This window comes from Micromonospora taraxaci (assembly GCF_007830095.1).
GTDB classification, from domain to species: Bacteria; Actinomycetota; Actinomycetes; order Mycobacteriales; family Micromonosporaceae; genus Micromonospora; species Micromonospora taraxaci.
On sequence record NZ_VIWZ01000001.1, the window covers coordinates 4,958,802 to 4,977,902 of the forward strand.

A 19,101-nucleotide genomic window follows, 5' to 3' on the forward strand; every position below is an offset into this window, starting at 1 on the left:
CGCGTCTGACGCTCCGTCGCGACCGGGAGCCGCCGTACGCCTCGGCATGACGGGCGATGCTACCACTCCGGCGCCACCCCTCTGCCGGACGCAGTGTGCGAGGCCACTCCCGACCGGCGGGGTCCGCCGCCGCCGGCACCAGCCGAAACTCCTCAGAACAGGCTCAGCGGATCGACCTGGAGACGGACCGGGTCGGCGGCCTTTCGGGCGGCACGAGCGCCGGCCGCCGAGTGCAACGCCTCGGCGAGCGCGGCAGCCCGGGCCCGGGGCACCCGGACCAGCATCCGCTCCCGTCCCTCCTCGGCCGGCACCGGCCCGAGCACCTCGGCGTCCTCGGGGAGCCGGGCCGCTGTGAGCAGGTCCGCCACCGCCTCGGCCGGGCCGGTGACGCTCGCCATCCGGACGGCCGGGGGGAAACCCAACTCCCGGCGCTCGGCCAACTCCCGGCCGGCGAACCAGGCGGCGTCCCAGCGCAGCAGCGCCTGCACCGGGGCGAGCGCGCCGTCGGCGACCACCACCACCCGCCCCGCCGGGGCCGGTCGGGCCAGCGCCGCCGCGGCCAGCCAGCGACGCAACGCCTCCTCGCCGGCGCGCAGGTCGGCCCGGGTCAGCAGGGCCCACGAGTCGAGCAGCAGCACCGCTCCGTAGCCGCCCTCGGCGACCGGCTCGGCACCGGGCGTCGCCACCACCAGGGCCGCCCCGCCGGGAACATCGGTCAGCACCTCCTCGCGCCCCGAGGTGCGCACCGGCACGCCCGGGAACGCCCGGCCCATCTCCTCGGCGGTCCGCCGGGCACCGGTCACCGCCGCCCGCAACCGCCGCCCACCGCACTGCGGGCAGGCGTACGCGGCGGCCACCCGAGCGCACCACCGGCAGGCCGGGGTGCCGCCGGCCGAGGGCAGCGCGAGCGGGCCGGCGCAGTGCGCGCATCGGGCCGGGGTACGGCAGTCGGCGCAGGAGATCGACGGCAGGTAGCCGCGCCGGGGCACCTGCACCAGCACCGGCAGGTCCTGCCGGAGGGCGTCGCGGGCGGCCGTCCAGGCCAGGCTGGGCAGCCGGGCGGTGGCGGCCCCGGGGTCGCGGGCCAGTTGGGGGTCGTCGCCGGTCGGCGCGATGGCCGGAATGCGAGCCCGCACCGTCGCGCGGTCGGCGACCACCTCCCGCGCCCAGCCGGTCTCCAGCAGCAGCTGCGCCTCGGCGCTGCGCGCGTAACCACCGACCAGCGCCCCGGCCTCGGCAAGCTGGGCGCGGGTGAGCAGCACGTCGCGGGCGTGCGGATAGGGTGCCCGGGGCTCGGAGTGCAGGTCGTCGCCGTCGTCCCAGATGGCGACCAGACCGAGGCGGTCCACCGGGGCGAACATCGCCGCCCGGGTGCCGATCACCACCGGCACCTGCCCCCGGCGGGCAGCGAGGAACGCGCGGTAGCGGCGCGCCGGCCCGAGCGCGGCCGTGAGGCTGACGTGCCGTCCCTCCCCGAGGACGGCGGTGAGCGCGGCGTCCAGCCGGTCGAGGTCGCGGGCGTCGGGCACCACGACGACAGCGCCGCGCCCCCCGGCCACGGTGGCGGCCACCGCGTCGGCGTAGCGGGCCGCCCAGTCCTCGCCCGGCAGCGCCGACCAGACCGCGCGGGGAGCCCGCCCGTCGGTGAGCGCCCGCAGCAGCGCGGGACCGGTCGGGTAGTCCCCCCACCCGCGCGGGTCGACCACCGCCTCCTCGGCGACCGCCGTCGGAGCCGGCTGGTCGTCGCGGGGTTCCTTCTCCACCCGGGCGTGCCGGGGCGGCACGGCGAGCCGGAGCACGTCGGCGAGGTTGCCCGCGTACCGGTCGGCGACCGCGCGGGCCAGCCCGGCGATCTCGGGTGCCAGCACCGGTTCCGGCGAAACCACCTTCTCCAGGTACGCGAGGCGGCCGGTGTGCCCGGAGTCGTCGGCGCGGGACAGCAACCACCCGTCGACGAGCTGCCCGGCGAAGCGCACCTTCACCCGGGTGCCGGGCACCGCCACCTCGTCCAGCTCGGCCGGCACCAGGTAGTCGAACGGCCGGTCCAGGTGCGCCAGTCCGACATCCACGCAGACGCGCGCGACCGGCGACCCATCCGCGGGTCGCCGGTCGCTACGCCTGGTGGCGGTCAGGCTCCCGCGGCCGACTTGAGGTCGGCGGCCCGGTCGGTGCTCTCCCAGGTCAGGTCCGGCAACTCGCGGCCGAAGTGGCCGTACGCGGCGGTCTGCTGGTAGATCGGGCGGAGCAGGTTGAGGTCCCGGATGATCGCGGCCGGACGCAGGTCGAACACCTCGGTGACGGCCTTCTCGATCGAGGAGACCGGCACGGTCTCGGTGCCGAACGTCTCGATGAACAGGCTGACCGGGTGCGCCTTGCCGATGGCGTAGGCGACCTGAGCCTCGCACCGCTCGGCCAGGCCGGCGGCGACCACGTTCTTGGCGACCCAGCGCATGGCGTACGCGGCCGACCGGTCCACCTTCGACGGGTCCTTGCCGGAGAACGCGCCACCGCCGTGGCGGGCGTACCCGCCGTAAGTGTCGACGATGATCTTTCGGCCGGTGAGCCCGGCGTCACCCATGGGGCCGCCGATCTCGAACCGCCCGGTCGGGTTGACCAGCAGCCGGTAGCCCTCGGTGTCCAGACCGAGGCTCTCCAGCTCCGGGGCGATGACGTGGTCACGCACGTCCGGGGTGAGCAGCGAGTCCAGGGAGATGTCAGCGGCGTGCTGGCTGGACACGACGACGGTGTTCAGCCGGACCGGGCGCAGCCCCTCGTACTCGATGGTGACCTGGGTCTTGCCGTCCGGGCGCAGGTAGGGGATCGTGCCGTCCTTGCGGACCGCGGCGAGCCGGCGGGCCAGTCGGTGCGCGAGGGCGATCGGCAGCGGCATCAGCTCGGGAGTCTCCGAGCAGGCGAAGCCGAACATCATGCCCTGGTCGCCGGCGCCCTGCGCGTCCAGCGCGCTCTCCGACGCCCCGGTACGCAGCTCGAAGGCGTTGTCCACGCCCTGCGCGATGTCCTCGGACTGCGCGCCGATGGAGACGCTGACCCCGCAGGAGGCCCCGTCGAAGCCCTTCTTCGACGAGTCGTAGCCGATGTCGAGGATGGTCCGACGGACGATCGTCGGGATGTCGGCGTACGCCTTGGTGGTCACCTCGCCGGCGATGTGCACCTGGCCGGTGGTGATCATGGTCTCGACCGCCACCCGGCTGTGCGGATCCTCGGCCAGCAGCGCGTCGAGGATGCCATCGCTGATCTGGTCGGCGATCTTGTCCGGGTGGCCTTCCGTGACCGATTCGGACGTGAAGAGACGGCGTGTCACGGCACTCCTAAGCGTGTGAGGTCGTTCCGCGGCAGTCTAATCACCACTGCGGCTGGTGTCGGGATCGGTCGCGCCCTTTACCACCCGTCAGGAACTGCCGGGTAGCCGCGCCACGACGAGATCCCATACCGCGTCGGCCACGGACTCCTTGGCCTGCTCGGGCAGATGGGCGACCGAGCCGTCCGCGCCGATGACCGTCACCGTGTTGGTGTCGGCGCCGAAGACCAGGTCCGGACCGACCTCGTTGATCACGATGAGGTCGGCCCGTTTCCGGGCGAGTTTCGCCCGGCCGTTGGCTTCGGCGTCGCCGGTCTCGGCGGCGAACACCACGAACAGTTGCTCCGGTCGCTTGCGCTGGCCGAGCTCCGCCGCGATGTCGGGGTTCGTCACCAGCTCGATGGTGGGCGCGACGCCATCGTCGGACTTTTTGATTTTGCCAGGCGCGTACGTGGCCGGCCGGAAATCGGCCGGAGCCGCCGCCATCACCACCGCGTCGGCCTCGACGGCGGCCTTGACCGTCGCCTCCCGCAACTCGGCAGTGGTGCCGACCCGGATCAGGTCGACGCCGGCGGGGTCGGGTAGGGACACGTTGGCCGCGATCAGTGTGACCTGGGCGCCCCGGGCGACGGCGGCGCGGGCGAACGCGTACCCCTGCTTGCCGGAGGAACGGTTGCCCAGGAAGCGGACCGGGTCCAACGGCTCCCGGGTGCCACCCGCGGTGACGACCACCCGGCGGCCGGCCAGGTCGGCGGGGGCGGAGCCGCCCCGGGCCAGCACCTGCCGGGCGACGGCGAAGATCTCCGCCGGGTCGGGCAGCCGCCCCTTGCCGGTGTCGGCACCGGTGAGCCGGCCGACGGCGGGGTCGATGACCCGCACACCCCGGGAGCGCAGCGTGGCGACGTTGGCGACGGTGGCCGGGTGCTCCCACATCTCGGTGTGCATGGCCGGGGCGAGCAGCACCGGGCAGCGGGCGGTCAGCAGGGTGTTGGTCAGCAGGTCGTCGGCGAGCCCGTGGGCGGCCTTCGCGAGCAGGTCGGTGGTGGTCGGCGCGACCACCACCAGATCGGCCTGCTTACCGAGGCGGACGTGCGGCACCTCGTGGACGTCGGTCCAGACGTCGTCGGCGACGGGCTGACCGGAGAGCGCCGCCCAGGTCGGCGCCCCGACGAACCGGAGCGCCGACGCGGTCGGCACGACCCGAACCCGGTGGCCGGATTCGGTGAAGAGTCGCAGCAGCTCGCACGCCTTGTAGGCGGCGATGCCGCCGCCGACCCCGAGGACGATCGAGGCGGACATCGGCCAGCGAGGGCTTACGGCTGGTCGGTCGGCTCGGCGGTGAGCAGGCCCGAGTTGATCTCGCGCATGGCGATGGAGAGGGGCTTCTCCTGGGGGGTGGTCTCGACGAGCGGGCCGACGTACTCCAGCAGACCCTCACCGAGCTGGCTGTAGTAGGCGTTCACCTGGCGCGCGCGCTTGGCGGCGAAGATGACCAGCGCGTACTTCGACGTCGTCTTCTCGAGGAGCTCGTCGATCGGCGGGTTGGTGATGCCTTCGGGGTTGGCGATGGATCCCACGAATTAACCTCTGCGTCTTTCGAGCCGCGCGAACGCGGTGCTGAGTCTCAACGGCGGCCGACCGTCAGCCACGCACGCGCGACCAGGTCGGATCCGGATAAGAAGAACCGAGTAAGCCTACCAGCTCTTCGACGACCCGCTCGGTGAGGTCGTGGGTCAGCGTGTGCTCGAAGGCCGCTGCCACCTGGGCGTCGGGTCGGTAACCGGGTGGGCTCAGCAGCACCAGCCGGGAGTCCGGCAGGCGCGCGCGCACCAGCGGAGCGCCGGGCAGGTCGAGCGGGAGGAGCACCGGTTGCCCGGCGTCGAGCCGGGCACGCAATGGTGGATACGGGGTGCCCCGGCGGTACGAGCCGATCCGGGACCACTCCAGCAGCTCGCCCGCGACGAGCCGACGGTCGAACTCGGCCGGAGCGAGGAAGACGCGGTCAACCCCGTCGATCTCCGACTCGCGGCGCGGCCGTGTGGTCGCCGGTACGGGCAACCACACGGACGGAGAACGCGCCCGGACGAGCTCGACGACACTCTCCCTGCCGGAACCCGAAGGTCCAGCCAGGACAGTGAGCCGAGCCGCCGGGCGCGCCTCGTCATCCGTGCTCACTGCTTGTTTCTACACGCTGCCAGGTTCAGTTGGCGGCGAACTCTCCAAGCAGTGCCTTGCGCTGCTGCTCGCCGAGGCCACGCAGGCGACGGCTGTCGGCGATCTTGAGCTTCTCCATGATCTGGGTAGCCCGGATCTTGCCGATGCCCGGCATGGCCTGCAGGACGGCCGAAACCTTGAGCTTGCCGACGACGTCGTCGCTCTCGGCGCGCTCAAGGACAGCACCGAGGGTGGTCTTGCCCTGCTTGAGCTGCTCCTTCAGCTGAGCACGGGCCTTGCGGATCTCCGCGGCCTTCTCGAGCGCGGCAGCGCGTTGTTCGGGGGTCAGTGACGGGAGCGGCACCAGTTCTCCTCAGGTCCCTATCGCGGCGGGCGGGGCGCACCGCCGCATCTGTGAAACGTGGTGTCGCTGTGAACCAAGGGGTCCGTGGTTCCCAGCGCGGGGAAAACTAGCGGTCAACGGAGCTTTCGGCAACGTGGGGGGCCCATGATCAACGGAAAGTGACCGACCCGTCAGTCAGTCAGAGGGCAGGCAGAACGGCCCGACAGTCGGCCAACACCCGGTCCGCGGCGGCCCGCAGGGCAGCGACGTCGGGGCCTGCCGAGAGCACCTCCCGGGAGTACGACGGGAGCACCGAGGCGAGGCTCGAACCGAAGACGGTCCGCAGATCGGCTGCCCCGCCACCCTGCGCGCCGAGGCCCGGGGCGAGCAGTGGACCCCCCACGCCGGACAGGTCGTGACCGGTGTCGCCGATGGTCGCACCGACCACCAGACCGAAGCTCCCGAGCGGGGTCGCACCCTTGTTGAGCTGGGAAATCTCGTCGATCACGGTCTGCGCCACGGTGCGGCCGTCGGCCGTACGGGCCTGCTGCACGGCCGCGCCCTCGGGGTTGGAGGTGAGGGCCAGCACGAACACGCCGCCGCCGTGCTCGGCGGCCAGCTCGAACATCGGGGCCAGCGAACCGACGCCGAGGTAGGGGCTCGCGGTGACCGCGTCGACATACAGAGGGCTGGATGGATCAAGGTACGCCGAGGCGTACGCGCTCACCGTCGAGCCGATGTCGCCGCGTTTGACGTCAAGGAGAACGAGCGAGCCAGCATCTCGTAACTGTCGGATAGTTGACTCAAGAATGGCCACGCCGTGGGACCCGAACCGCTCGAAAAAGGCCGACTGAGGCTTGACCACCGCAACCCGGTCACCGAGGGCTTCCACGACGGTCCGGGTGAAGCGGTCAAGACCCTGGACGTCGTCGGCGAGGCCCCAACGGGCCAGCAGACCGGGATGCGGGTCGATGCCCACACAGAGCGGCCCCCGCTCGGCGACCGCCCGGTGCAGCCGGGTTCCGAAGCTCTCCATCCGGTGCTCCCTCTCTCTTCTCGCCCGGGCGGCGACGCGCCTCCCGGGGTGTACCCGTGGGTTCAGCCGGCCGCCACGGCCGCCGCCACGCCGGCAGCGATCCGGGCCAGGTCGGCGTCGTCGGTGACGTACGGCGGCATCGTGTAGACCAGATCGCGGAACGGGCGCAGCCACACCCCCTGCCCGGCCGCGGCGGCGGTGGCCGCGCCGAGGTCGACCTCGTGATCCAACTGGACCACCCCGATCGCGCCGAGCACCCGCACGTCGGCGACGCCCGGCGTACCGCGCAGCGGCTCCAGGCCGGCGCGCAGGCCGGCGCCGACCCTGGCGACCTGCCCCGCCCAGTCTCCGGCCCGCAGCAGACCGATGGAGGCGTTGGCCACCGCGCAGGCCAGGGGGTTGCCCATGAACGTGGGCCCGTGCGCCAGCACACCGGCGGCGGAGATGCCCCGGGCGATCTCCGGGGTGCAGAGCGTCGCCGCGAGCGTCAGGTAGCCCCCGGTGAGCGCCTTGCCCACGCACAGCACGTCCGGGGTCACCCCGGCGTGCTCGGCGGCGAACATCGCACCGGTACGGCCGAACCCGGTGGCGATCTCGTCGAAGATCAACAACACTCCGTGGGCGCGGGTCACCTCGCGCAGCACCCGGAGGTAACCCGGGTGGTGGAAGCGCATCCCGCCGGCGCCCTGAACGACCGGCTCGACGATCACGGCGGCCAGTTCGTGGGCGTACCGCTCGACGGTCTCCACCAGCGCCGCCACGTACGCGTCGTCGGGTGGGTCGTCGAAGCCGCCCGGCGGCACCGGGGCGAACACCTGGCGGGGCAGCACGTCGCCCCAGAGGTGGTGCATCCCGCCCTCCGGGTCGCAGACGCTCATCGGGTGGAACGTGTCACCGTGGTAGCCGCCCCGCCAGGTCGCCAACCGACGCCGTTGCGGCTGCCCGACGGCCCGCTGGTACTGCAGGCACATCTTCACCGCCACCTCGACGCTGACCGACCCGGAGTCGGCCAGGAACACGTGCTCCAGGCCCTCCGGCGACAGCTCGACCAGGGTGCGGGCGAGCTGCACGGCGGGCTCGTGGGTGAGCCCGCCGAACATCACGTGGCTCATCCGTCCGAGCTGGTCGGTGACTGCCGCGTCCAGCACCGGGTGCCGGTACCCGTGGATCGCCGCCCACCAGGACGACATCCCGTCCACCAGCTCACGGCCGTCGGCCAGCCGCAGGCGTACACCCTCGGCGCTGTGCACCACGTATGGCGGGTTCGCCGGCGGCAGTGCCGCGTACGGATGCCAGACATGGTCCCGGTCGACGGCCAGGATCTCCTCGGGGGTCACGCGTACTCCTTTCGGGGCGCGAACCGGCCGGACGGCGGTCGTCCTTCGGCCGGTCGAACCGCTCCATCGCCGCCTTTGCTCTGCACCCACGGACGCGACACCTCAGGGCGCCACGCCTCAGGGCGCGACACCCGGCGGCCGGGCGTCACGCTCCGGCGGGCGGTGGTGCACCGACGGGTGCAGAGCAACCGGGCGGCGGCGGTGATGGTGGTGGCGGTGGTGCACCCATGGGTGCAGAGCAACCGACTGACGGCTGTGGTGCATCCGCGGGTGCAGAGCAAAGGGCCCGTAGCAGGGGTGGTCTCCTTGGCGCGGAGCCGGCTCGGCGCCGGGTCGGGCCGGGCCGGCACCACGCCGCGTGCGGTCACCGGCCGGCGACCGGATCCGGTGTCACCGCCGTGGCACTCGCCCGGGCGGCAGCCCGGACCAGGGCCGGGCCCCGGTAGATGAAGCCGGTGTAGAGCTGCACCAGGGAGGCTCCGGCGTCGAACATCCGAGTGGCGTCGTCCGGGTCGAGCACCCCACCGACGCCGATGATGGGCAGCCGACCACCGGTCTCGCGATGTACGAAGGCCACCACCTCCCGGGCGCGGCCGGTCAACGGCCGACCGGAGAGACCACCGGCCTGCTCGCCGCGCTCGGCGTCCACGGCGGCGAGCCCGTCGCGGGACAGCGTGGTGTTGGTGGCGATCACCCCGGCGGCGCCCCGAGCCAGGCAGACCTCCAGCAGTTCGGCGATCGCCGCCTCGGTCAGATCAGGGGCGATCTTGACCAGCACCGGCTTCTCCCCCACCAACGCGCCGAGCAGCGCGTCCAGGTGGGAGCGGTCCTGCAGAGAGCGCAGGCCCGGAGTGTTTGGTGAGGACACGTTCACCGCGAAGTAGTCACCGTGCCCGCGCAGCGCCCGGTACGAGGCGAGGTAGTCCTCGACCGCCTCGTCCAGCGGGGTCACCTTGGACTTGCCCAGCGAGATGCCCAACGGCACCCCGAGCGGACGCGGCAGCGCCGCCAGCCGGGCGGCCAACGCGGCGGCGCCGGCGTTGTTGAAGCCCATCCGGTTGACCACCGCCTCGCTGGCCGGCAGGCGGAACAGCCGTGGTCGCGGGTTGCCCGGCTGTGCGTGCGCGGTGACAGTGCCGACCTCGACGAAACCGAAGCCCAGCGCCGGCCAAGCCGGCAACGCCGCGCCGTCCTTGTCCATGCCGGCGGCCAACCCGACCGGGTTGGGGAACCGCACGCCGAACACCGTGCGCGGCGCGTCGACCGCGTACCGGGCCCGCAGCGCGGCCAGGGCGGCCGGGCGCCGCGACACGGCGGCCAACCGCCGCAGGGTCCACTCGTGCGCCGCCTCGGCGTCCCCACCCCCGAGCCGGAACAACCCGGGTCGTACGACCCGCTCGAACACTGTCACTGGGCCGCCCGCAGGGTGGCGTGCAGGTCCTGCAGCGGGCGTACCCGCATGTCGCCCCGGATCCGCGCCTCGATGCCCATCACGGCCGCGGCCGCCCCGGGCACTGTGGTGATGCAGGGGATGTCCGCGGTGACGGCGGCGCTGCGGATCTCGTAGCCGTCGGAGCGGGCACTGGCACCCGAGCCCTGCGGCGTGTTGATCACCAGCGCCACGTGGCCGCCGCCGATCAACGACACCGCGTCGTCGCCCTCGCCCGCCTGGTAGTGCTTGCGGATCTGCTCGCAGGCGATGCCGTGCCGGCGCAGCACCTCAGCCGTGCCGGTGGTCGCGACGATCTCGAAGCCCAGATCGGCCAGCCGCTTGATCGGGAAGATCATGCCGCGCTTGTCCCGGTTGGCCACCGACACGAAGATCTTCCCGCCGGTCGGCAGCGACCCGTACGCGGCCGACTGGCTCTTGGCGAACGCGTGCCCGAAGTTGGTGTCGATGCCCATCACCTCGCCCGTCGACTTCATCTCCGGGCCGAGCAGCGAATCGATCCCCTTGCCGGAGCGGGTCCGGAAACGCTTGAACGGCAGCACCGCCTCCTTGACCGCGACCGGCGCGTCGGCGGGCATCGTGCCCCCGTCACCGGTCGCCGGCAGCAGACCCTCGGCGCGCAGCTCGGCGATGCTCGCGCCGAGCGCGATCCGCGCCGCCGCCTTGGCCAGCGGCACCGCCGTCGCCTTGGAGACGAACGGAACGGTCCGCGACGCCCGCGGGTTGGCCTCCAGGACATAGAGCACGTCGTCCTTGAGCGCGTACTGCACGTTGAGCAGGCCACGGACGCCGACGCCACGCGCGATGGCCTCGGTGTAGCGGCGGACCTCGGCCAGGTGCGAGCCCGCGAGGGTGATCGGCGGCAACGCGCAGGACGAGTCGCCGGAGTGGATGCCGGCCTCCTCGATGTGCTCCATCACGCCGCCGATGTAGACCTCGCCGTCGGCGTCGCAGAGCGCGTCCACGTCGATCTCGATGGCGTCGTCGAGGAACCGGTCCACCAGCACCGGGTGGTCCGGGGAGATGTCGGTGGCCCGTCCGATGTAGTCGCGCAGCGTCGGGTCGTCGTAGACGATCTCCATGCCCCGCCCGCCCAGCACGTACGACGGCCGGACCAGCACCGGGTAGCCGATCTCGTCGGCGATCGTCTTGGCCTCGTCGTAGGAGGTGGCCATGCCGTGCGCGGGCGCACGCAGCCCGGCCCGGGCCAGCACCGCGCCGAACGCGCCGCGCTCCTCGGCCAGGTGGATAGACTCCGGGGAGGTGCCGACGATCGGCACACCGGCGTCCTTGAGCCGCTGCGCCAGCCCCAGCGGGGTCTGACCACCGAGCTGCACGACCACCCCGACCACGCCCGGCCCGCCGGCAGCCCGGCCGGACGAGTCCTCGGCGTGCCAGACCTCCAGGACGTCCTCGAACGTCAGCGGCTCGAAGTAGAGCCGGTCGGCGGTGTCGTAGTCGGTGGAGACGGTCTCCGGGTTGCAGTTGACCATGACGGTCTCAAAACCGGTGCCTGCAGCACCGGAACCGGACGCAGCGGCTGCACCGATCGGCGCGCTTCGCAGCGCTTGTACCGCGTGCACGCAGGAGTAGTCGAACTCGATGCCCTGACCGATCCGGTTCGGGCCGGAGCCCAGGATCAGCACCTTCGGCCGGTTCGACGGCACGACCTCGGTCTCCAGGTCGTACGTCGAGTAGTGGTACGGAGTCGTCGCCTCGAACTCGGCCGCGCAGGTGTCCACCGTCTTGTAGACCGGACGCACGTCGAGGCGGTGCCGCAGGGTGCGTACGCCGTCCTCGGCGGCCAACTCCGGGCGCAGCGCGGCGAGCTGACGGTCGGACAGGCCGGCCCGCTTGGCCTGGCGCAGCAGGTCGGCGTCGAGCACCGGAGCGTCCACGATCTCCGCGCGCAGCTCGATCAGCGCGGCGATCTGGTCGAGGAACCACGGGTCGATCCCGCCGGAGGCTTCGGCGACCTCGGCGATCGACGCGCCGAGGCGCAGCGCCCGCTCCACCGTGTACAGCCGGCCGTCGTGCGGGATCCGCAACGCGGCGAGGGTGTCCGCGAGGGTGACGCCCTCCGGGTCGGGCTGCGTCCAGAAACCGGCCGACTTGGTTTCCATCGAGCGCATGGCCTTGTTCAACGCCTCGGTGAAGTTACGCCCGAGGCTCATCGCCTCGCCCACCGACTTCATCGTGGTGGTCAGCTCCGGGTCCGCGCCGGGGAACTTCTCGAACGCGAACCGGGGGATCTTCACCACCACGTAGTCCAGGGTCGGCTCGAAGGCCGCCGGGGTCTTCAGGGTGATGTCGTTGGGGATCTCGTCGAGGGTGTAACCGATGGCCAGCTTCGCGGCGATCTTCGCGATCGGGAAGCCGGTCGCCTTGGAGGCCAGCGCCGAGGAACGGGACACCCGGGGGTTCATCTCGATCACGACGATCCGGCCGTCGACCGGGTTGACCGCGAACTGGATGTTGCAGCCACCGGTGTCCACCCCGACCTCGCGGAGCACGGCGATGCCCAGGTCACGCAGGCGCTGGTACTCCCGGTCGGTGAGCGTCATGGCCGGGGCCACTGTGACGCTGTCGCCGGTGTGCACGCCCATCGGGTCAACGTTCTCGATCGAGCAGACCACCACCACGTTGTCGTGCCGGTCGCGCATCAGTTCGAGTTCGTACTCCTTCCAACCGAGCACGCTCTCCTCGATGAGCACCTCGTGCACCGGGCTGGCGGCGAGACCATCGCCGGCGATGCGGGCCAGGTCCTCCGAGGTGTGCGCCATGCCGGAACCCAGGCCACCCATGGTGAACGACGGCCGGATCACCACCGGCAGGCCCAGCTCGGCGACTGTCGCCTCGACCTCCTCCATCGAGTGGCAGACCCGGGAGCGGGGCACCAGCCCGTTCGGGTCCTCGACACCCAGGCGTACGCCGGCCTTCGCCACGATCTCCTTGAACAGCTGCCGGTCCTCGCCGCGGTTGATGGCGTCGATGTTCGCGCCGATCAACTCCACGCCGTACTTCTCCAGGATGCCGCCCTCGTGCAGGGCGACCGCCGTGTTCAGCGCGGTCTGCCCGCCGAGGGTCGCCAGGATCGCGTCCGGGCGTTCCTTGGCGATGACCAGCTCCACGAACTCCGGGGTGATCGGCTCGACGTAGGTCGCGTCGGCGAACTCCGGGTCCGTCATGATCGTGGCCGGGTTGGAGTTGACCAGGCTGACCCGGATCCCCTCACTGCGCAGCACCCGACAGGCCTGGGTGCCGGAGTAGTCGAACTCGCAGGCCTGCCCGATGACGATCGGCCCCGAGCCGATCACCAGGATGTGCTTGAGATCGGTCCGCTTAGGCATTGCTGCGCCCCTTGCTGTGGGTCTTGCCTTCGATCAGTTCCGCGAAACGGTCGAAGAGGTAGTCGGCGTCGTGCGGGCCGGCCGCCGCCTCCGGGTGGTACTGGACCGTGAACGCGGGTACGTCCACGGCCCGCAGCCCCTCGACCACGTTGTCGTTGAGGCAGACGTGCGACACCCGCACGCCACCGAAGTCCGTGTCGATCACCTGGTCGGGAACCACCGCGCCGGCGCCCGCACCGGGCACCTCGACCGCGAAGCCGTGGTTGTGGCTGGTCACCTCGACCTTGCCGGTGGCCCGGTCGAGCACCGGCTGGTTGATCCCGCGGTGGCCGTAGCCCAGCTTGTAGGTGCCGAAGCCGAGCGCCCGCCCGAGGATCTGACTGCCGAAGCAGATGCCGAACAGCGGCACCTCCCGCCGCAGCGCCTCCCGGGCCAGCGCCACCGGGCCGTCGGCAGTGGCCGGGTCGCCGGGGCCGGGCGACAGGAAGATCGCGTCGGCGCCGGTGGCCAGGAGCTGCTCGATCGTCGACGAGGCCGGCAGCACGTGGGTGGTCACCCCACGCGTGGCGAGCCGACGGGGCACGTTGCGCTTGATGCCGAGATCCAGCGCCGCCACGGTGAACCGGTGCTCGCCGAGGGCCTCGACGACGTACGGCTCGGCGGTGGTCACCTCGGCGGACAGGTCCGCGCCGGTCATCTGCGGTGCCTGCCGGACCCGGGCCAGCAGGCTCTGCGGGTCCTTCTCGACGCTGGAGATGCCCACCCGCATGGCGCCCCGCTCCCGCAGGTGCCGGGTCAACGCCCGGGTGTCCACCCCGCTGATGCCCACCACACCCTCGGTGGCGAGCCGGTCCTCGAGGCCGCCGGTGGCCCGCCAGTTCGAGCCGATCCGGGCCGGGTCGCGCACGACGTAACCGGCCACCCAGATCCGGCCGGACTCGTCGTCCTCGCCGTTGACGCCGGTGTTGCCGATGTGCGGCGCGGTCTGCACCACCACCTGCCGGTGGTACGACGGGTCGGTGAGCGTCTCCTGGTAGCCGGTCATGCCGGTGTTGAAGACCGCCTCGCCGAAGGTCTCGCCGACGCTGCCGTACGCCTCGCCGGGGAACGTGCGCCCGTCCTCGAGTACGAGGATCGCGGGCCTGCGCTTGGCCATTACTTGACTGCCTTTCCGTCCAGGACCGTCGGCTCGCCGCGCAGGAAGGTCGCCACGATGCGACCCGGCAACGTCATGCGGGCGTACGGGGTGTTGCGACTGCGACTGGCCAGCTCCGCCGGTTCGATGGTGCGGCGGGCGGCCGGGTCGACCACTGTCAGGTTGGCCGGCACGCCGGGTGCCGGGTCGACGCCGTGCCCGGTCAACCCCGCGATCCGGGCGGGGGTACGCGACATCCGCTCGGCGATCAGGTCCCACTCGGGGCCGAGCACGTCGAGCGCGATGGACAGGGCCGTCTCCAGACCGAGCATCCCCGGCCGGGCGTACGCCCACTCGCACTCCTTGTCCTCCACGGCGTGCGGGGCGTGGTCGGTGGCGATGATGTCGATCACCCCGTCGGCGAGCGCGGCGCGCAACGCGGCGATGTCCGCGGCCGTCCGCAGCGGCGGGTTGACCTTGAAGACCGGGTCGTAGGTCTCGGCGCGCTCGTCGGTGAGCAGCAGGTGGTGCGGGGTTACCTCGGCGGTGACGCGTACCCCGCGTGACTTTGCCTGGCGCAGCACCTCGACGCTGCCGGCGGTGGAGACGTGGCAGACGTGCAGTCGGCTGCCGACGTGTTCGGCGAGCAGCACGTCGCGGGCGATGATCGCCTCCTCGGCGACCGCCGGCCAGCCGATCAGCCCGAGCCGGGTGGAGACCTCGCCCTCGTGCATCTGGGCGCCCTCGGTGAGCCGCGGCTCCTCGGCGTGCTGGGCGATGATCCCGTCGAACGCCTTGACGTATTCCAGGGCGCGACGCATCAGCTTCGGGTCGGCGACGCAGTGCCCGTCGTCGGAGAAGATCCGCACCCGGGCCGCGGAATCGGCCATCGCGCCCAGCTCGGCCAGGCGCTCGCCGGCCAGCCCGACGGTGACCGCGCCGATCGGTTGCACGTCGACCAGGCCGGCCTCCCGGCCGAGCCGCCAGACCTGCTCGACCACACCGGCGGTGTCCGCCACCGGGGAGGTGTTGGCCATGGCGCAGACCGCCGTGTAGCCGCCGAGTGCGGCGGCGCGGGATCCGGACTCGACGGTCTCGGCGTCCTCCCGACCGGGTTCGCGCAGGTGGGTGTGCAGGTCGACCAGGCCGGGCAGGGCGACCAGCCCGGTGCCGTCGACGACTGTGGCGTCCGGCGCGGACAGGCCGTCGGCGACCTCGGCGACCACGCCGTCGCGGATCAGCAGGTCGGTCGGCGGGCCACCGACGACGCTCACGTTGGTGATCAGGTACGCGCTCACCGGTTGTTCCCTCCGAGCAGCAGGTAAAGGACAGCCATCCGCACGGAGACCCCGTTGGTGACCTGTTCGACGATCGTGGAGCGGGGTGAGTCGGCGACCTCGGCGGTGATCTCCATCCCCCGGTTCATCGGGCCGGGGTGCATGACGATCGCGTGCTCGGGCAGCCGGCGCATCCGGGGGCCGTCCAGCCCGTAGCGGCGGGCGTACTCGCGCGCGGAGGGGAAGTAGGAGTCGTTCATCCGTTCCCGCTGCACCCGCAGCATCATCACCACGTCCACGTTGGGCAGCACGGAGTCGAGGTCGTAGGAGACGTCGGTGCCGGGGGCGAGGGCTCCGGCGATGTCGACCGGGATGAGTGTCGGCGGGCCGACCAGGGTGACCTTGGCGCCGAGGGTGGAGAGCAGCAGCACGTTGGAGCGGGCGACACGGGAGTGCAGGACGTCCCCGACCACGGCGACCGACAGGCCGGCCAGCCGGCCCAGCCGGGCCCGCATGGTGTACGCGTCCAGCAGCGCCTGGGTGGGGTGCTCGTGGGTGCCGTCGCCGGCGTTGACGACCGAACCGTCGACCCAGTTGGCCAGTCGGTGCGGAGCGCCGGAGGCGGGGTGCCGGACGACGACGGCGTCGGCGCCCATGGCCTGCAGGGTCAACGCGGTGTCCTTCAGGCTCTCGCCCTTGGTGACGCTGGACCCCTTCGCGGAAAAGTTGATCACGTCGGCGCTGAGGCGCTTCGCCGCCGCCTCGAACGAGATCCGGGTACGGGTGGAGTCCTCGTAGAAGAGGTTCACCACGGTCCGGCCGCGCAGCGCGGGCAGCTTCTTGATCTCCCGGCCGGCGACGGTGGCCATCTCGGCGGCGGTGTCCAGGATCTCGGTGGCGGTGGCGGCGTCCAGGTCCGCGCCGGAGAGCAGATGCTTGATCACTCTGCTGGCCTTTCGTTCGCGACTGCGGGGCTCCGCTGCGCTGCACTCCTCGCGCTCACTGGGCTGGTCCCCCGTAGAGCTTGACCTCGTCCACGCCGTCGATCTCGGCGAGCGTCACCTTCACGCTCTCGGCGAGCGAGGTCGGGATGTTCTTGCCGACGTAGTCGGCGCGGATCGGCAACTCCCGGTGACCGCGATCGACCAGGACGGCGAGCTGGACGGAGGCCGGGCGGCCGACGTCGTTGAGCGCGTCGAGCGCGGCCCGGACGGTACGGCCGGAGAACAGCACGTCGTCGACGAGGATGACCCGCTTGCCGTCGATGCCGCTGGACGGCAACTCGGTCGGGCCGACCGCGCGGGTGGCGTGCCGGCGCAGGTCGTCGCGGTAGAGGGTGATGTCGAGCACACCCACGGGTACGGCGACGTCCTCGAAGGTGCTGATCCGGTCGGCGAGCCGCCGCGCCAGAGGGGTACCTCTCGTGGGAATCCCAAGAAGCACCGTGTTGGCGGCACCCTGGGTCTTCTCCAGGATCTGGTGGGCGATGCGGTCGACCACGCGTTGCACGTCGGCGCTGGCGAGGATCACCTTCACCGAGGGTTGTCGCGGTGGTGACGAGCGGGCAGCCGGTGGGTATGCCACGGCGGACCTCCTTCCCCGCCTCACGGGACGGGTCGTTAAAGGATGTCGGGCACCTCCGGCCGGACCGCGGGAGCGGACCTGGGCCGGGGCTTCACGCCACGTTACCAGTGGTCACCGGGCCGATGGACGGCGGCCGCTGACCACCGGGTCAGGACCACGAAAAGGGGATAACTTCCCGGACGCTCCCCAACGGTAGGGTCACGACCACTTGACCAGGTGTCCCATTCCCCGTACCGTCACGCTCCGTAGCGATCGACGGGAGAACCCCGAGCAGCACTGGGAGTGTCCGAATGCCCTCTGAATACGCCAAGTCGCTGGGCGCCCGCCTGCGCTCCATCCGCCAGCAGCAGGGTCTCTCCCTGCAGGGTGTGGAGGAAAAGTCGAACGGGCGGTGGAAGGCCGTGGTGGTCGGCTCGTACGAGCGCGGCGACCGGGCCGTGACGGTGTCCCGCCTGGCCGAGTTGGCCGAGTTCTACCGTGTCCCCGTCTCGGAGTTGCTGCCTGACGGCAGCGGCGTCCGGCACGAGCCCACCAGCAAGATCGTCCTGGACCTGGAGCGGCTCTACGACGAGGCCTCCGAGGACCTGGCCTACGTCGCGCGCTACGCCCGCGCCATCCAGCAGCAGCGTGGTGACTACAACGGCCGGGTGCTCTCGATCCGCGCCGACGACCTGCGGGCACTCGCGATCGTGTACGACGCCTCACCGTCGGGCCTGATCGAGCGGCTCACCGAGCACGGCGTGCTGGTGGCCGACCCCCGGGCGTTCTTCGCCTCCTGAGCGACAGCTCCACCCGAAAGGGCCCGTGCCATCCGGCACGGGCCCTTTTCGATCGTGGTGCCGCTTCGATCAGCGGGTGGCGTACTCGGCGATCCGGCCGAGCACCCCGTTGAGGAAGCGCGGCGAATCGTCGGTGGACATCTGCCGGGCCAGTTCCACGGCCTCGCTGATCGCCACCGCGTCGTCGATCTCGTCGACGTAGAGCAACTCGTAGACGGCGATCCGAGCCAGATTCCGGTCGACGACCGGCATCCGGTCCAGCGTCCAACCCTCGGCGTAGCTGGCGATCAGCTCGTCGATCCGGTTGAGGTGTTCGGCGACACCCTCGACCAGGCCCACCGCGTAACCCAGGTGCTCCGGTCGGGGCTGCTCGATCCGCTGCACGTACCCGGCGAGCACCTCCACCGGAGGCTTGTCCCGCAGGTCGGCCTCGTAGAGGACATCCAGCGCCCGCTTGCGCGCCTTGCGGCGCGCCGGCATCTGCTGCTTGGAACCCTCAGCCATCAGGCGCGGCCGAGGTAACGGCCGTCGCGGGTGTCGACCTTGATCTTCTCGCCGGTGGTGATGAACAGCGGCACCTGCACGGTGGCGCCGGTCTCCACGGTCGCCGGCTTGTTGCCACCGGTGGAACGGTCGCCCTGCAGGCCCGGCTCGGTGTAGGTGACCTCCAGCACGACGCTGGTGGGCAGCTCGATGTAGAGCGGCACACCCTCGTGCTGGGCGACGGTCGCCTCCGCCTCGGGCAGCAGGTAGTTGGCTGCCTCGCCGACGGTGCCACCGGGCACGGTGATCTGGTCGAAGGTCTCCAGATCCATGAAGACGAAGTCCTCGCCGTCGGCGTACAGGTACTGCATCGTGCGCTTGTCAACGGTCGCGGTCTCGACCTTGGTGCCCGCGTTGAAGGTCTTGTCGACCACCTTCCCGGACAGCACGTTCTTCAGCGTGGTGCGCACGAAGGCACCACCCTTACCGGGCTTGACGTGCTGGAACTCGACGACGGCCCAGAGCTCGCCGTCCAGGTTGAGTACCAGGCCGTTTTTGAGGTCGTTGGTGGAGGCCATTTCCTGCCTTGATCATCAATTGGCGGACAGACCTTACGAGTCTACTAGCTGCGCCGAGACTCGCTGACCGCCCTACTTCGGCGCGGACCATCCCTTGGGCATCGACACCCACGCAGGTAACGCAGAGCAACTTTCCAGGGAGGCACCCCTCCCCTGGTCGATCCCCTTTGCTTTGCATGCCTATATGCGACAGTCACGCACCGTACCGGCAGGCTGTCGCACCTGCGGCAACGCAGCTCACATATTCGCAGCTCACCGCCCTGTCGCATCCGCAGG

At 71.6% G+C, this 19,101-nt stretch carries 17 protein-coding genes; 1 reads left to right on the top strand and 16 read right to left on the bottom strand.

The genetic code is table 11. From position 1 onward, the window contains the following. Positions 1 to 152: 152 nt before the first annotated feature. From FHU34_RS22400 to pyrR, 14 genes are all read right to left on the bottom strand, one after another. On the bottom strand, positions 153 to 2,132 hold the full coding sequence (locus FHU34_RS22400; RefSeq protein WP_145785748.1) for a primosomal protein N': 1,980 nt from the start codon (positions 2,130 to 2,132) through the stop codon (positions 153 to 155). After that, positions 2,129 to 3,322, bottom strand: a complete 1,194-nt coding sequence (metK, locus tag FHU34_RS22405; protein ID WP_088947464.1) for a methionine adenosyltransferase — start codon at positions 3,320 to 3,322, stop codon at positions 2,129 to 2,131. The genes FHU34_RS22400 and metK overlap by 4 nt, the downstream gene beginning before the upstream one ends. An 87-nt stretch (positions 3,323 to 3,409) precedes the next feature. After that, complete coding sequence (gene coaBC, locus FHU34_RS22410; RefSeq protein ID WP_145783697.1) at positions 3,410 to 4,618, bottom strand: bifunctional phosphopantothenoylcysteine decarboxylase/phosphopantothenate--cysteine ligase CoaBC; 1,209 nt, start codon at positions 4,616 to 4,618, stop codon at positions 3,410 to 3,412. Between the two features lie 14 nt (positions 4,619 to 4,632). Continuing rightward, positions 4,633 to 4,896, bottom strand: coding sequence for a DNA-directed RNA polymerase subunit omega (gene rpoZ, locus FHU34_RS22415; RefSeq protein ID WP_030335666.1), 264 nt, complete (start codon positions 4,894 to 4,896; stop codon positions 4,633 to 4,635). A 64-nt stretch (positions 4,897 to 4,960) separates the two neighbouring features. Next, positions 4,961 to 5,494 (bottom strand): nucleoside/nucleotide kinase family protein, encoded by a 534-nt coding sequence (locus FHU34_RS22420; protein WP_145783699.1) that lies wholly within the window; start codon positions 5,492 to 5,494, stop codon positions 4,961 to 4,963. Between the two features lie 25 nt (positions 5,495 to 5,519). Further along, positions 5,520 to 5,837 (bottom strand): integration host factor, actinobacterial type, encoded by a 318-nt coding sequence (gene mihF, locus FHU34_RS22425; RefSeq protein WP_030335662.1) that lies wholly within the window; start codon positions 5,835 to 5,837, stop codon positions 5,520 to 5,522. 178 nt (positions 5,838 to 6,015) lie between these two features. Next, positions 6,016 to 6,852 (bottom strand): orotidine-5'-phosphate decarboxylase, encoded by an 837-nt coding sequence (gene pyrF, locus FHU34_RS22430; RefSeq protein ID WP_145783702.1) that lies wholly within the window; start codon positions 6,850 to 6,852, stop codon positions 6,016 to 6,018. A gap of 62 nt (positions 6,853 to 6,914) precedes the next feature. Then, on the bottom strand, positions 6,915 to 8,189 hold the full coding sequence (locus tag FHU34_RS22435; RefSeq protein ID WP_145783705.1) for an adenosylmethionine--8-amino-7-oxononanoate transaminase: 1,275 nt from the start codon (positions 8,187 to 8,189) through the stop codon (positions 6,915 to 6,917). A gap of 364 nt (positions 8,190 to 8,553) precedes the next feature. Further along, positions 8,554 to 9,600 carry a quinone-dependent dihydroorotate dehydrogenase gene (locus FHU34_RS22440; RefSeq protein WP_167524878.1) on the bottom strand — a complete coding sequence of 349 codons (1,047 nt, stop codon included), beginning with the start codon at positions 9,598 to 9,600 and terminating at the stop codon, positions 8,554 to 8,556. Further along, positions 9,597 to 12,989: a carbamoyl-phosphate synthase large subunit gene (carB, locus tag FHU34_RS22445; protein ID WP_145783707.1), complete on the bottom strand. Its 3,393-nt coding sequence runs from the start codon at positions 12,987 to 12,989 to the stop codon at positions 9,597 to 9,599. The genes FHU34_RS22440 and carB overlap by 4 nt, the downstream gene beginning before the upstream one ends. Then, the gene (gene carA / locus FHU34_RS22450; protein ID WP_145783709.1) at positions 12,982 to 14,145 is read right to left on the bottom strand and encodes a glutamine-hydrolyzing carbamoyl-phosphate synthase small subunit; all 1,164 of its coding nucleotides are present in this window, start codon (positions 14,143 to 14,145) and stop codon (positions 12,982 to 12,984) included. Before carA ends, carB begins: the two co-directional genes overlap by 8 nt. Beyond that, entirely contained in the window at positions 14,145 to 15,422 is a 1,278-nt protein-coding gene (locus tag FHU34_RS22455; protein WP_145783711.1) for a dihydroorotase, read from the bottom strand. The genes carA and FHU34_RS22455 overlap by 1 nt, the downstream gene beginning before the upstream one ends. After that, positions 15,419 to 16,345 carry an aspartate carbamoyltransferase catalytic subunit gene (locus FHU34_RS22460; RefSeq protein WP_145783713.1) on the bottom strand — a complete coding sequence of 309 codons (927 nt, stop codon included), beginning with the start codon at positions 16,343 to 16,345 and terminating at the stop codon, positions 15,419 to 15,421. The genes FHU34_RS22455 and FHU34_RS22460 overlap by 4 nt, the downstream gene beginning before the upstream one ends. 55 nt (positions 16,346 to 16,400) lie before the next feature. After that, positions 16,401 to 16,985, bottom strand: a complete 585-nt coding sequence (gene pyrR, locus FHU34_RS22465) for a bifunctional pyr operon transcriptional regulator/uracil phosphoribosyltransferase PyrR (protein WP_145783716.1) — start codon at positions 16,983 to 16,985, stop codon at positions 16,401 to 16,403. A 290-nt stretch (positions 16,986 to 17,275) separates the two neighbouring features. On the opposite strand from pyrR, the gene bldD reads away from it, so the two are divergent. After that, complete coding sequence (gene bldD, locus FHU34_RS22470) at positions 17,276 to 17,764, top strand: transcriptional regulator BldD (protein WP_007458348.1); 489 nt, start codon at positions 17,276 to 17,278, stop codon at positions 17,762 to 17,764. Between the two features lie 69 nt (positions 17,765 to 17,833). Here bldD and nusB read toward each other — a convergent pair whose 3' ends face one another. Next, positions 17,834 to 18,244: a transcription antitermination factor NusB gene (gene nusB, locus FHU34_RS22475; protein WP_197699491.1), complete on the bottom strand. Its 411-nt coding sequence runs from the start codon at positions 18,242 to 18,244 to the stop codon at positions 17,834 to 17,836. Positions 18,245 to 18,267: 23 nt separating this feature from the next. Beyond that, positions 18,268 to 18,825, bottom strand: coding sequence for an elongation factor P (efp, locus tag FHU34_RS22480; protein WP_088990319.1), 558 nt, complete (start codon positions 18,823 to 18,825; stop codon positions 18,268 to 18,270). Positions 18,826 to 19,101 lie beyond the last annotated feature (276 nt).